Here is a 13006-nt window from a genome sequence, read left to right on the forward strand (position 1 = left end):
CCAGGGAGACACGCATGAATCGCGACAACCACGCACCGGCCAGCCACATCATGGTGCTGTACACCGGCGGCACCATCGGCATGCAGGCCAGCGAAAACGGTCTCGCGCCAGCGTCCGGTTTCGAGGCGCGCATGGCCGAACAACTGGCGAGCCAGCCCGCGCTGGTGGTGCCGCAGTGGCAGTTTCGCGAAATGTCTCCCTTGATCGACAGCGCCAACATGACGCCCGCCTATTGGCAGCGTCTGCGTGAGGCGGTCGTCGAGGCGGTTGCGGCTCAAGGCTGCGATGCCGTGCTGATCCTGCACGGCACCGACACTCTGGCCTACAGCGCAGCGGCCATGAGCTTTCAACTACTGGGGCTGGACGCGCCTGTCGTGTTCACCGGCTCCATGCTGCCCGCAGGCGTGCCGGACAGCGATGCCTGGGAAAACGTCAACGGCGCATTGCAGGCGCTGGGCAAAGGATTGCCGTCCGGCGTGCACCTCTACTTCCATGGTGAACTGATGCAACCGACCCGCTGCGCGAAAATCCGCAGCTTCGGTCGCAACCCGTTTGCCGCGCTGAACCGTTCTCGCGGCGGACAGACCGTTGGCACCTTGCCCACGGCACTGGCCTACAACCAGCCCAAGAAACTCGCCAACGTCGCCGTGCTGCCGCTGTTCCCCGGCATTGGCGCGGCACAACTCGACGGCCTGATCGACAGCGGCATTCAAGGTCTGATCCTGGAGTGCTTCGGCAGCGGCACCGGCCCCAGCGACAACCCGGCCTTCCTTGACAGCCTGCAACGCGCCCACCAACGCGACATCTGCGTGATCGCCATCACGCAATGCCACGAAGGCGGCGTCGAGCTGGATGTCTACGAAGCGGGCAGCCGCCTGCGCAGCGTCGGCGTCCTGTCCGGCGGCGGCATGACCCGCGAAGCTGCCTTCGGCAAACTCCACGCCCTGCTCGGCGCGGATTTGGCGGTGGAGGAAGTTCGGCGGTTGGTGGAGCTGGATGTGTGTGGGGAGTTGCGTTAAAGCAATCACGTCAAATGATCGCCTGCAACCCCTTGTCGGCGATCACGTTCAACAGCTTCAACGCCGGTCCTGCGGGTCGGCTTTCACCTTGCTCCCACTTGCGGACCGTCGATGCGGTGGTGTTGAGATGCAGCGCGAAAACGGGCTGGCTGAAACTCAGAGCCAACCGCAGATCCTTGATATCTGAAGCGCTCAGCTCCCGAACGGGTGTTGGGCAGACCGCTTCGAATTCGCGCATCGTGATTTTGCTGATAGCACCTGCCTGATGAAGCTCAGACAGATCAGCCCGTAGCGATTCGATGATTTTACTGGTCACAATGGACCTCCTCTAACGTTCCAATCTGCAGTGCCAATCGGAGTTGCTCTGCGGACAAGCGCAAGAAAATATCTCCCGCACAACGCAACCCTTTCTTTTCCTCCGCGGAGATATTGGCCCGAGCGCTTTTTGCAAAGCCAAACAAAAATACGTAGCGTGCGCCCACCCGTGCCGAGAGCAACGTCCGGTAACCCGTGCTCTTGCCTCTACCTTCTCGCGCAATCCGCTTTTTGTAGAGACCACCCCCCAAGTCCGCATCAACTAGACCGCTTTCCATTTCTAAAACCGCTTTGCATAACGCGCTGTCCGCTAGCTTTTCACCCGCTTGCCACTTGGCGAAGTCCCTTCGCTTCAAAACTGCCATCCATCAAGTCCTCAATATATACCCGTAACGGGCATGATTTGTAGACGTCGGTCACTTGTACCCACAGGTGTCGGTAACCGTAGACTCGCTTACGGCATGCGCGATCAGATAACGATGTCCAATTGATTCAACGCGTAGCACTGTCCTCAACGGCACATCTCTTGCTCCCCCTTTCCGATCAAAAAAACAATCGGAATGCCCTCATGCTCCATTCGCACCTCACTACCCTCAACGCCGTCTCGCTGGTGCTGGAGACGTTTTCGGTCGAGGGGTGGGGCAGTGAGGCGTTGCTGGCCGGGAGTGGGATCACGGAAGCGGACCTGAGTCGGCCGGACATTCGCATCACCACGTTTCAGGAAATGCAGGTCTGTGCCAACGCGGTGGCGTTGCGTCGGGAAATCGGGTTGCCGCTGGGGCGGCGCATGCATGTGTCGTCTTACGGGATTCTTGGTTACGCCCTGCTCACCAGTGCCACTTTCGGTGACGCCCTGCGCCTGGCGCTGGAATACCCGGCGCTGCTCGGGACGCTGTTCGAGTTGCAGTTGATCGAAGACGGCGACCGCGTCTGGTTCAGCGCCAGCGATTATCGGGACGACGAGGGCTTGCGGGTCTTCAACGCCGAGCTGTGCATGGCGTCGCTCAAAGTGATCTGCGATGACTTGCTTGGCAAACCGCTCCCTCTTATGGCGGCACGGTTCGCTCACGACGCGCCGGATTACCAGGGAAGCTACCGCGACAGCTTCGCCTGCGAAGTGCGCTTCAACGCAGAAGACAACGCTTTTGCCTTCGAAAGCCACTGGCTCGATCAGCCGCTGACCCTCGCCGATCCCGTCACCCATCGCGACATGCGCGAGCGTTGCCGTCGGCAGAACATCGAGTTCACCGGGCGGCAGGCATGGCTAGGGCGCATTCGTCATTTGCTCGCGGATCAACTCGACAACTCCCCAAGCCTGCGGCAGCTCGCGCAGAAGATGAACTGTTCCGAGCGCACGCTACGCCGTCATTTGCAGGCCACCGGCAGCAGCTATCAACAGCTGCTCGACGAGCTACGCTTCGAGCGAGCCAAGCAGCTCTTGCAGGATGACCAGTTGCCGATTCACCACATCGCCGAAGTGTTGGGATTCAGTGAAACGGCGAGTTTTCGGCATGCGTTCATTCGCTGGAGCGGCGTGGCGCCGAGTCAGTTCAGGCTTTGAATACCTGATTTGCCGCATGTCCCCTGTAGGAGTGAGCTTGCTCGCGATACCGGTATGTCAGTCCCCCCTGCGGTGTCGGACAGACCTCGATCGCGAGCAAGCTCACTCCTACAAAGGAATATCACCGGCCAATCGATTTGTGATCCGCGCCTCCAAACAGGGCGCATCGCCCTATTCAGGGGCGATATTCGGACAGCTTTTATGGCCGAATACATCCCCTTTTGGCCGTTTCCGTCGTTCTCCGAAAAGCCGTCCGCCTCAAGAATGTCGGACACCGATGCCCACAGGAGAACAAGAAAATGCTGACGATCTATTCAGACGATCACCATCTGCACCATGGCCGTTGCGAGTTGATCGACGGGCAACTGATGCCCTGCTTCGAGATGCCCTCCCGCGCCGACCACGTGCTGCAACGGGTCAAGGATCGCGAAATTGGCGCCGTCGAAGGCCCGCAGGATTTCGGCATCGAGCCGATCAAGCGCATTCACACCGAAGCGTTTCTGGAATTCTTCAAAGGCGCATGGGCTCGCTGGGCCGCGACCAACCCCCAAGGCGACCTGCTGCCGTTCACCTGGCCAGCACGCACATTGCGTTCGGTCATCCCCACCAGCTTGCACGGCCAGCTGGGCTATTACACTTTCGATGCCGGAGCACCGATCACCGCGGGCACCTGGCAAGCCGCGTACAGCGCTGCGCAAGTCGCTCTCACTGCGCAGGCCGCGATTCAAAACGGAGCGCACAGCGCCTTCGCCCTGTGCCGCCCGCCGGGACACCACGCCGCCAGCGACGTCATGGGCGGGTATTGCTACCTGAACAACGCTGCCATCGCTGCGCAGGCCTTTATCGACCAAGGCCACAAAAAGGTCGCCATCCTCGACGTCGATTACCACCACGGCAACGGCACGCAGTCGATTTTCTACGCGCGCAGCGACGTGCTGTTCACCTCGATTCACGGCCACCCGGAGGCGGAGTTCCCGTTCTTCCTCGGCTATGAAGACGAGTTGGGCGAAGGCGCGGGGGAAGGTTTCAATTTCAACTATCCACTGGCCGCAGGCAGCGATTGGGCGGCCTGGAGCGCTGCGCTGGAAAAAGCCTGTGACGAGATCGACCGCTTCGGCGCGGACATCGTCGTGGTGTCGCTGGGCGTGGACACCTTCAAGGACGATCCGATCTCGCAATTCAAGCTCGACAGCCCGGATTACCTGCGCATGGGCGAACGCATTGCACGCCTGGGCAAACCCACGCTGTTCGTGATGGAAGGCGGCTACGCCGTCGAAGAAATCGGCATCAACGCCGTGAACGTGCTGGAAGGTTTCGAAAGCGTCTGACCCCTCCGACTTAAAAGAAGAGAGACAACGATGAACAGACTCAAGCGCTTGATCGCCCCCGCCCTGTGCGCCGCCATGCTCGGCGGCATGGCCCACGCCGATGAACAGAAAACCCTGCGCGTTTACAACTGGTTCGACTACATCACGCCCCAGACCCTGGAAAACTTCAAGAAGGACACCAAGGTTCCGCTGATCTACGACATCTTCGACACCAACGAAGCCCTCGAAGCCAAGCTGCTGACGGGCAACTCCGGTTATGACGTGGTGGTGCCTTCCAACGTGTTTCTGGCCAAGCAGATTCAGGCCGGCGTGTTTCAGCCATTGGACAAGAGCAAGCTAACGAACTATTCGCACCTCGACCCGAGCCTGATGAAACTGCTGGAGGCCAACGACCCGGGCAATAAATTCGCCGTGCCCTACATGTACGGCACGATCCTGATCGGCTTCAACCCGGACAAGGTCAAGGCCGTGCTGGGCGACAAGGCGCCCGTGGACAGCTGGAATTTGATCTTCAAGGAAGAGAACATCAGCAAACTGAAGCAGTGCGGTGTGACGCTGCTCGATTCGCCTTCCGAGATTCTGCCACTCGCCCTGCAACACCTGGGGCTTGATCCGAACAGCAAGAATCCGAAGGACTACGACAAGGCGGAAGCCTTGCTGATGAAGATCCGCCCCTACATCACCTATTTCCACTCGTCCAAGTACATGGCTGACATCGCCAACGGCGACATCTGCGTGGCCGTGGGTTATTCGGGCAGCTTCTCGCAAGCGGCCAACCGGGCGAAGGAAGCGAAGAATGGCGTGGTCGTGGACATGCGCCTACCGAAAGAAGGCGCACCGATCTGGTTCGACATGCTGGCCATCCCGAAAGGCGCCAAGGACGTGGAGGATGCGCATACCTTCATCAACTACCTCCTGCAGCCTGAAGTGATCGCGCCGATCAGCGATTTTGTCGGCTATCCAAATCCGAACAAGGACGCGACGGACAAGGTCGATCCCGCGATTCGTAACAACCCGAACCTCTACCCGACCGCCGAAGCGATGAAAACCCTCTACACGCTGACGCCGTTGCCACGCGAAGCCGAACGCGCGCGGACGCGGGTGTGGACCAAGATCAAGTCCGGCACCTAGAAACAGCGGCAAGCTTCGAGCCGCAAGCTGCAAGTGGCGTACACCCGCTTGAAGCTTGCAGCTCGTCACTCATCGCTGCTTCTCTGTGGCATCGCGAAGCATCGAGTTCAAATTCCCCGAAATATTCGCGCACAACGCCTTCATCTGAATCTCATGCTCGGACGCCTTGAACGGGCTTTGCAGGTCGGTGCCAATGCGTTCGATCGCCAGCAGCATGAAACCCACCACCGTCGATGCAAGTGGCGTGAACCAGCCCAATGTTTCCACCAACCCGATCGGCACGATGATGCAGAACAGCGTGATGAACAGTCGCGGGAAGGTCACGTAGGGATAAGGCAGCGGCGTGTTGGCGATGCGCTCCATGCCGCCCTGGCAGTTGGAAATCTCCACCATTGTCGATTCGAGCCGCGCCAGACGAATGCTGTCCAGCCGACCGGCTTGGTATTCGCCCGCGATGATCGCGGCGGACTCGTTGAGGATGTCATTGGGAAAGTTGTTGGTGCGCGTGCGCCGATCGTATTCCTCTCGGGAAATCATGGCCGTGACGTCCTCACCGCATTGCTCGCCCTTGAGGTGCGCCGACAGGTATTCCACGTAGGCCACGTGCCGACGCAGCAGTACGGCTTTGACCGGATTCAGCTCGGTGCCGTCGTCGATCAGTGTCAGCACTTGCCGCGCGAAGCTGCGGGAATTGTTGACCAGCGCGCCCCATAACGTGCGGGCTTCCCACCACCGGTTGTAAGCACTGGAGTTACGAAAGCTGGTCAGCACCACCAGCGCCGAACCCAGCAACGTGAGAGGCATCGACGGCAGTGTGATCTTGCGTTCCAGGTACAGCATGAAGTCGACCGTGACAACGATGTCCCAAATCAGCAGCCAGAACAGCGACCAACCGATGTAGGTAAACGTCCTGATCATGGCGCGGTATTTCTTGATGAGCGTTTCCTGCAATGGTCACCCCCTGTTTGCAACCGTCGACCCCGCAACAAGCTGGAATCGCAAAGGGGTTCGAATACAGTTGTTACAGATCGTTCGGGCTGCCCACCAGTGGAAATGTAACCAAATGCCTTAAAAGCGCGACCCGCCTTCGTCCGCCAACAGCCAGTCAGGTGACGGATTATTCATGGAACGAACCCGCATCCTCCGCGCTCAACACCTATCTGGAAGCTTCAGCCACACGTCACGAGGAGAATGTTAATGAGCGCGTCTGCCACCTCCACCGAACGACCTGCACCCCACACCGATCGCGACCAACTGACCATCAACACCATCCGCACTCTGGCCATGGATGCCGTGCAAAAGGCCAACTCTGGCCATCCCGGCACGCCGATGGCACTGGCGCCGGTCGGCTACACGGTGTGGAAAGATTTCCTGCGCTATCACCCGGAACATCCCGACTGGCCCAACCGCGACCGGTTTGTGCTGTCAGTCGGTCACGCCTCGATGCTGCTCTATTCGCTGCTGCACTTGGCGGGCGTGGTTGAAATTGACGAACACGGCAAGCCGTCCGGCAAACCGGCGATCAGCCTGGAAGACATCAAGCAGTTTCGCCAAATGGATTCGAAAACCCCCGGCCACCCTGAATACCGCATGACCACTGGCGTCGAGACCACCACCGGCCCGCTGGGTCAGGGCTGCGCCAACAGCGTGGGCATGGCGATGGGTTCTCGCTGGCTGGGTGAGCATTTCAACAAACCCGGCGCGACGTTGTTCGATTACAACGTCTACGTGCTGTGCGGCGACGGCGACATGATGGAAGGCGTGACCGCAGAAGCAGCGTCGCTGGCCGGTCATTTGAAGCTGTCGAACCTGTGCTGGATTTACGACAACAACACCATCAGCATCGAAGGCCATACCGAACTGGCCTACAGCGACGATCCGCTGAAACGCTTCGAAGGCTACGGCTGGAAGACCCTGCACGTGAAGGACGCCAACGATGCGGCCGCGCTGGCCCAAGCAATCCAGACCTTCCAGCAGACCGATGACGCGCCGACGCTGATCGTAGTCGACAGTGTGATCGGCTACGGCTCGCCGAACAAACACAACACCGCTGCCGCCCACGGCGAACCGCTGGGCGAAGATGAAATCAAGCTGACCAAAAAAGCCTACGGCTGGGACGAAAACAGCAGCTTCCTGGTGCCTGAAGAAGCGCGCCATTACCTGCGCGACGCCCTGCTGAAACGCAACGGCAGCGGCTATGACGCTTGGAAGGAAACCTTCGCCCGCTTCGAGAAAGAGCAGCCTGCACTGGCCGATGAACTCCAACGCATGCGTCAAGGCGAGATGCCCGAAGGCTGGCGCAACACGGCGGTCAGTTTCGATACCGACGCCAAAGGCATCGCGACCCGGGCGGCAGGCGGCAAGGTGCTCAACGGTTTCGCCCAGCAGATTCCCTGGCTGATCGGCGGCTCGGCGGACCTTTCGCCATCGACCAAAACCAACCTCACGTTTGAAGGCGCTGGCAGTTTCGAGGCTGGGAGCTACAGCGGCCGCAACCTTCATTTCGGTATTCGCGAACACGCCATGGGCTCGATTGCCAACGGCCTGGCGCTGTCCTACATCCGCCCGTACACCTCGACATTCCTGGTGTTCAGCGACTACATGAAGCCGCCGATTCGCCTGGCGTCGATCATGGAGCTGCCGGTGATTTTCGTCTTCACCCACGACTCCATCGGTGTCGGCGAAGACGGCCCGACTCACCAACCCATCGAACACCTGACCCAGTTGCGCGCTACCCCCGGCCTGCTGACCCTGCGTCCGGGCGATGCCAATGAAACTGCCGAGGCCTGGAAAGTCGCCTTGGCGCAAACCCATCGACCCACGTGTCTGGTGCTGTCACGCCAACCGATGCCGACGCTGGATCGCGCTAAATACGCCAGTGCCGAGCACGTCGCACGTGGTGCGTATGTGTTGGCTGACGCGGTCGAGGGCAAAGTCGAAGTGATTCTCATCGCCACCGGCAGCGAAGTCGGCATGAGCGTCGAGGCGTTCGAAACACTCAAGGCCGCAGGTATCGCGGCTCGCGTAGTGTCGATGCCGAGCTGGGAGTTGTTCGAGGATCAAGATAAGGCGTATCGCGACGAAGTGCTGCCACCGAGCGTGAAAGCCCGCGTCGTGGTGGAGCAGGCCGGGCCTGTGGGTTGGGATCGGTACGTCGGCCAGACCGGCGCGAAGATCGTGATGAACACGTTCGGGGCCTCGGCGCCGATTGACAAGCTGCAGGCGAAGTTCGGGTTTACGGCTGAGAACATCGCTAAGGTTGCCAAATCCCAACTCGGGAAATGAAGCTGACTTTCGTTATCTGACAAGCATCGGCTTGGCACACGATGATCACCTGTAGGAGCGAATTCATTCGCGAGAGGCCGGTACATCCGACGAAAATTTTTCGGATGTACTACCGCATCGCGAATGAATTCGCTCCCACAGGGGCTTTATGAGTGCCGCAAAACTGCGGCAGTGCTGTCAGGCAGTGATCAACACCCGCTCAATACCACCGGACGACGCTCGCCTTCAAAGAAGAACGGCCGAATCCGTACGCCCGCCGCATTCCCCGCAAACGCTGCGATCAGCCACAGCCAGCCGTGCAGGCTGCCCGAAGCGATGCCGCTGAAATACGCGCCAATGTTGCAGCCATAGGCCAAACGCGAGCCGTACCCCAACAACAAACCGCCCAACACGGCCGCAATGAGCGAACGGGTCGGGATCTTCAGGCTTGGCGAGAAACGTCCTGCAAGCCCCGCCGCCACGGCCGCACCCAACATGATGCCGATGTCCATGACGGTGGTGATGTCTTCCCACACCGGCGCGGCCAAAGCCTTGGCATTGGCTGGCATCTGCCAGAACACCCAACTGCCGACGTCCACACCCAGCCCGCTGGCGGCTTTCGCGCCCCACAAGGCAAACGCCGAGGTGATGCCCCAAGGACGCCCCGCCAACGCGAGGGTCGCGTAGTTGAGCAACGCCAGCGCAATCGCACCCCACACCAGCGGCCACGGGCCTCGTAGGAAGCGACGCAGGCCCACGTGCTCACTCGTCACAGCGGCTTCGAGTTCGCCATGACGGCGTTTTTCCAGTTTGACTGTGATCAGGGCGATCACAGCGAACAGCGCCAGACTCATGATCAGCGCGGGCATCACGCCGAAGGTTTTGACGATAGAGGTTGCCGGGAACGACGGCAGTGAGAACCACCAGTCGGCGTGATGGGTGGCAATCACCGAGCCGATGATGAAGAACAGCAGCGTGACCAGCATCCGCGCATTGCCACCACCGACGGTGAACAGCGTACCGGACGCGCAACCACCGCCCATCTGCATGCCGATACCGAAAATGAACGCTCCGAACACGACGGACACGCCGGCAGGTGCGACCAGCCCGGTGACCGGCGTGCCGAACAGCGTGCCCGCGCCCAAGGCCGGAAAGAACAACACGACCGCAATCGCCAGCATGACCATCTGCGCCCGCAGACCCGCGCCGCGTCGCTCGTTGATGAACACGCGCCAAGCCGAGGTGAAACCGAAGGCCGCGTGATAAAGAGTCAGGCCCAACGCGGCGCCGACGATCAGCAACAAGACCTGCTTGCCGCCGACGGCGGACTGAAGAAACAGCGCGCCGATAACCAACAGGATGAAAGCGATCAGCGGCGTACCGAGCTTGCGCTCAGGGGCGGCGGAAAGAGGGAGGCTCATGGATGTGTCTCAGGGTATGTTTGCGATGGGCGCGAGTATAACCCCGCCCAGTTGTTTTTGATTCTGGCCGCAGCGCCGTAGGACTGCCGGGGTGGCGTGGTCAAGGCTTTTGATTCTGGCCGCAGGCCGTAGGAGCTGGCTTGCCTGCGATCTGGCGCGAAGCGGCAGTAAATCCTGCCACCGTGACTGCCCTGACACGACTAGGTCGTCTGGTTTTACTGCTGCTTCGTAGCAGAATCCGTCTGTTGGGAAACTACTCTCTCCAAACACCCCGCAACCGCTCAAGTGCCGACGCAATGTCTGCCTCGGGTACCGCCGCAAACCCCAACACCAACCCCGCCCGTTTATCCACAGGGGTTTCGGAATCCGGGAGCCAATAATCACTCAACGCCCCGATCTCGACCCCCACGCTGTCGGCCTTGGCCACCAGTTCTCTTTCTCGCGCCAGGCTCTCGACCGCCACCGACACGTGCAACCCCGCCACCGGCTTGGGCATGGGACTGCAGCCCCGAACATCCTCGGGCCAGCCCGCCAGCAACGCATCCCGCCGACTCAACGCCGCTCGGCGCATGCGCCGAATGTGCCGCTGGAAATGTCCCGCCGCGATGAACTCGGCCATGACCGCCTGAGTGCCAATCTCCGAATGCCGCATGTCCACAGCACGCCGCTGGCTGAACGGCTTGACCAGATTGCGCGGCAACACCAGATAGCCGAGGCGCAGCGCCGGGAACGCGACCTTGCCGAAGGTGCCGACGTAAAGCACCCGCCCATGCCGGTCCAGTGCAGCCAAGGGCGCGAGCGGTGCGCCGCTGTACCGGTACTCGCCATCGTAATCGTCCTCGACGATCCACCCTTGGGTGCGCTCGGCCCAGGCGAGCAACTCCAGTCGCCGCGCCAGGCTCATGGTCACGCCCAACGGGTATTGGTGAGACGGCGTGACGTAGGCCAGTTTGCAGGCTTTGCCCTGAAAATCCGGACTGCGCATCCCCTCCTCGTCCACCGGCATGCCGCGCAATGTCGCGCCCGCCACGGCGAACGCATGCCCAGCGGCGCGGTAGCCGGGGTTTTCAATCGCCACGCCGTCGCCATCGTTCAACAGCAACTGTGCACAAAGGGCAATTGCCTGCTGCGCGCCACTGGTGATCACAATTTGCTCAGCGTCACACTGCAAGTCACGAGATGTTCTTAAATACACCGCTATCAGCTCGCGCAGCCGCCACTCCCCTGCCGGGTCGCCGTAGCCCAACTGATGCAACCCCGGTTTGCGCCAGAAAGCCGCGTGCAGCTTGCCCCACACGTCGAACGGGAACAGATCGAATGCAGGAATGCCGACCCGAAACGCCCTCGGCAAACCCTGCAAATGGGGCTTTAAATGATGCTGTTCCAAACGCTCCATAGACGCACTGTGGATAACTTTACTGGATAAATCACCAGCCTCACTTGGCAGAAATGTGGATAAAGCTGTTGATAAGCCTGGTGATAACCCTGTGGACACTTTTGTGGATAGTTTTTTGGCGGACACGGGTTTGTCCGGCAGTTGAGCGACGTAAGTACCGTCACCAATTCGCCCTTCGATGAAACCTTCGGCGTACAACTGGTCGTAGGCGCGCATCACGCTGTTGCGGGAAATCGAAAGCGCCAGGGCCAAATCACGGCTGGCGGGTAAGCGCGTGCCGCTGCCCAAACGCCCGTCAAGGATTCGCTGGCGCAACGCCTGATACAGCTGGCGACTGAGGCCCTGTTGGCGGTCCAGCTCAATCCCGGCGAAATCGAAGGTTAGCGATGGCGTCATTGGCATGAATTGGCTCTACAAAATTGACCATTAATGGTTCTTACAACAGACCAATAGGCTGCCTAGGATGGGGCCAATCGCCAAGGAAAATCTCATGTACACACCCAGCTATTTCAAAGAAGAGGACCTCGCCAGCCTGCATCGACAGATCGAAGGTACGCGCCTGGCGACCTTGATCAGCGTTGACGAAACAGGCCTGCATGCGAGCCATGTCCCGCTATTACTCGACCCGAACCAAGGGCCACATGGCACACTGTTCGGCCATCTGGCCAAGGCCAACCCGCAGTGGAAAGCCTTGACATCTGGCGAAGCGCTGGTGATTTTCCAGGGTCCAGACGCCTACATCAGCCCGTCTTTTTACGCTGCCAAGGCCGAACACGGAAAAGTGGTGCCGACCTGGAATTACCTCGCCGTGCATGCCTATGGCCGCGCGGAGGTCTTCACCGACCCTGCACGCCTGTTGCAGCTTGTCAGCGACTTGACCGACAAGCACGAGGCCAAGCGCGCCGAGCCTTGGGCAGTGAGCGATGCGCCTGCCGATTACGTCGAGAAAATGCTCAACGCCATCGTCGGGTTCGCCATTCCCATCGAGCGCCTGGAAGGCAAACGCAAGCTCAACCAAAACCGCAGCGCCGAAGACATCGCCGGCGTCAGCAAAGGCCTGGCCGCCAGCCAGGATCAAACCGATCAGGAAATCGCTCGTTTGATGAGCCAAGGAGAAACCCGTGTCTGACGTACAGATCCGCCCTGTTACCGCCGACGACCACGCTGCCTGGCTGCCGCTGTGGAAAGCCTACCTGACCTTCTACAAGACGGAATTGCCGGACGCGGTCACCGAAAGCACCTGGAAACGCTTTCTCGACAGCAATGAGCCGACCAATGCTGCCCTCGCCTGGCAGGACGGCAAGGCGGTGGGCATGGTGCACTTCATCTACCATCGCTCCAACTGGAGCATCAATTGGTCGTGCTACCTGCAAGACTTGCTCGTCACCCCGGACCAACGCGGCACCGGCGTCGGGCGCCAGCTGATCGAACATGTGTACGCGACAGCCAAGAAAGACGGCGCTGACAAGGTTCACTGGCTGACCCACGAGACCAACACGACCGCGATCCAGCTGTACGAACGCATCGCCGAACGCCCTGGCTTCATTCAATTCCGTAAACCACTTTGAGCT

At 60.2% G+C, this 13006-nt stretch carries 12 protein-coding genes; 7 read left to right on the forward strand and 5 right to left on the reverse strand.

The annotated features are described in order from the left end of the window. The first annotated feature begins 14 nt into the window (after nucleotides 1-14). Nucleotides 15-1019, forward strand: coding sequence for an asparaginase (locus tag AAEO81_RS00375; RefSeq protein WP_341960946.1), 1005 nt, complete (start codon nucleotides 15-17; stop codon nucleotides 1017-1019). Nucleotides 1020-1029: 10 nt separating this feature from the next. On the opposite strand, the gene AAEO81_RS00380 is transcribed toward AAEO81_RS00375, so the two are convergent. Beyond that, nucleotides 1030-1335: a DNA-binding transcriptional regulator gene (locus AAEO81_RS00380; protein ID WP_341960947.1), complete on the reverse strand. Its 306-nt coding sequence runs from the start codon at nucleotides 1333-1335 to the stop codon at nucleotides 1030-1032. After that, nucleotides 1325-1699: a type II toxin-antitoxin system RelE/ParE family toxin gene (locus AAEO81_RS00385; protein ID WP_341960948.1), complete on the reverse strand. Its 375-nt coding sequence runs from the start codon at nucleotides 1697-1699 to the stop codon at nucleotides 1325-1327. Before AAEO81_RS00385 ends, AAEO81_RS00380 begins: the two co-directional genes overlap by 11 nt. A 203-nt stretch (nucleotides 1700-1902) precedes the next feature. On the opposite strand from AAEO81_RS00385, the gene AAEO81_RS00390 reads away from it, so the two are divergent. The 3 genes from AAEO81_RS00390 to AAEO81_RS00400 all read left to right on the forward strand — a co-directional run bounded on the left by AAEO81_RS00390 (nucleotide 1903) and on the right by AAEO81_RS00400 (nucleotide 5354). Further along, the gene (locus AAEO81_RS00390) at nucleotides 1903-2895 is read left to right on the forward strand and encodes an AraC family transcriptional regulator (RefSeq protein ID WP_341960949.1); all 993 of its coding nucleotides are present in this window, start codon (nucleotides 1903-1905) and stop codon (nucleotides 2893-2895) included. A 299-nt stretch (nucleotides 2896-3194) separates the two neighbouring features. Further along, the gene (locus AAEO81_RS00395) at nucleotides 3195-4223 is read left to right on the forward strand and encodes a histone deacetylase family protein (RefSeq protein WP_341960950.1); all 1029 of its coding nucleotides are present in this window, start codon (nucleotides 3195-3197) and stop codon (nucleotides 4221-4223) included. A 30-nt stretch (nucleotides 4224-4253) separates the two neighbouring features. Next, nucleotides 4254-5354 (forward strand): polyamine ABC transporter substrate-binding protein, encoded by a 1101-nt coding sequence (locus tag AAEO81_RS00400; protein ID WP_341960951.1) that lies wholly within the window; start codon nucleotides 4254-4256, stop codon nucleotides 5352-5354. Between the two features lie 69 nt (nucleotides 5355-5423). Here the strand turns inward: AAEO81_RS00400 and AAEO81_RS00405 are convergent, their stop codons facing one another. After that, nucleotides 5424-6305, reverse strand: coding sequence for a bestrophin family ion channel (locus AAEO81_RS00405; RefSeq protein WP_341960953.1), 882 nt, complete (start codon nucleotides 6303-6305; stop codon nucleotides 5424-5426). 240 nt (nucleotides 6306-6545) lie between these two features. Between AAEO81_RS00405 and tkt the strand changes: the two genes are divergently transcribed. Beyond that, nucleotides 6546-8639, forward strand: coding sequence for a transketolase (gene tkt / locus AAEO81_RS00410; protein ID WP_341960954.1), 2094 nt, complete (start codon nucleotides 6546-6548; stop codon nucleotides 8637-8639). A gap of 188 nt (nucleotides 8640-8827) precedes the next feature. Here tkt and AAEO81_RS00415 read toward each other — a convergent pair whose 3' ends face one another. Together AAEO81_RS00415 and AAEO81_RS00420 are read right to left on the reverse strand one after the other, a co-directional pair. Further along, nucleotides 8828-10039 (reverse strand): YeeE/YedE family protein, encoded by a 1212-nt coding sequence (locus AAEO81_RS00415; RefSeq protein WP_341960955.1) that lies wholly within the window; start codon nucleotides 10037-10039, stop codon nucleotides 8828-8830. A gap of 253 nt (nucleotides 10040-10292) precedes the next feature. After that, nucleotides 10293-11837 carry a PLP-dependent aminotransferase family protein gene (locus AAEO81_RS00420; protein ID WP_341960956.1) on the reverse strand — a complete coding sequence of 515 codons (1545 nt, stop codon included), beginning with the start codon at nucleotides 11835-11837 and terminating at the stop codon, nucleotides 10293-10295. An 88-nt stretch (nucleotides 11838-11925) separates the two neighbouring features. Here AAEO81_RS00420 and AAEO81_RS00425 point away from each other — a divergent pair, with 88 nt between their 5' ends. After that, nucleotides 11926-12564, forward strand: coding sequence for an FMN-binding negative transcriptional regulator (locus tag AAEO81_RS00425; protein WP_341960957.1), 639 nt, complete (start codon nucleotides 11926-11928; stop codon nucleotides 12562-12564). After that, on the forward strand, nucleotides 12557-13003 hold the full coding sequence (locus AAEO81_RS00430; RefSeq protein ID WP_166593995.1) for a GNAT family N-acetyltransferase: 447 nt from the start codon (nucleotides 12557-12559) through the stop codon (nucleotides 13001-13003). Before AAEO81_RS00425 ends, AAEO81_RS00430 begins: the two co-directional genes overlap by 8 nt. Nucleotides 13004-13006 lie beyond the last annotated feature (3 nt).

It is taken from the genome of Pseudomonas sp. RC10 (genome assembly GCF_038397775.1).
Taxonomy (GTDB): Bacteria; Pseudomonadota; Gammaproteobacteria; order Pseudomonadales; family Pseudomonadaceae; genus Aquipseudomonas; species Aquipseudomonas bambusae.